1 protein-coding gene is annotated in these 611 nt (G+C 28.3%); it reads left to right on the top strand.

Annotated elements, in window-relative coordinates; genetic code table 11:
* The coding region (locus JWG44_RS22340) for a hypothetical protein (protein ID WP_232371683.1) at positions 1-531 on the top strand (531 nt) is incomplete at its 5' end.
* Positions 532-611: the final 80 nt, after the last annotated feature.

Raw genomic sequence — 611 nt, 5'->3', positions numbered from 1 at the left:
AAGTCTTTTGATATTAATCTTAAAAATCACTCGAAATCAACTAAGCGTCATTTAGTTCATTTCATTATAAAGGATCATTTTAGTGGGGCGTCATATGGCGAAATATATTCAACAGATCAGCCCTTTTCAATAGAGAAATTTTTGTTTAATGCCTGGAAAATTAAAAATGACTATAAATTTCATGGCTTACCTGAATTCTTGATGATACCTAAAAACGTTATAGAACATTTTCCGGGAATAGTTAATATATTTAAATATACAAATATTAAGCTTATAGAAACAACGAGTGGCTTCCAATCTGGTGCGCCCATAATAATTAAAGAATGGGAGAAACAAGTCGGTTATGCTCCAATGCTTTATAAGCTCTTCCCTTTTAGTAAATTGCAGGAAAACATAGAATATTTTAATAATGAAATAAATTCATTTAAATCGGAAAATACAAACTTATCTAAAATCGATAAGTGGCTCAACAATCTTAATCAAACTAATATTATTACAAATGAAACTGATTTCTTTAAAATATTCAATTAGATAGTCTCGTAAATAGAAAAATTAAATGAGTTCAGCAAAGCAAAAGTTGCCATTTAATTATTTAAAAACGTCGCCTAACT

Source organism: Leptospira ainazelensis (assembly GCF_016918785.1).
Classification (GTDB): domain Bacteria; phylum Spirochaetota; class Leptospiria; order Leptospirales; family Leptospiraceae; genus Leptospira; species Leptospira ainazelensis.
The sequence above is the reverse complement of the archived record's forward strand: the minus strand, read 5'-3'. Positions and strand labels throughout refer to the sequence as shown.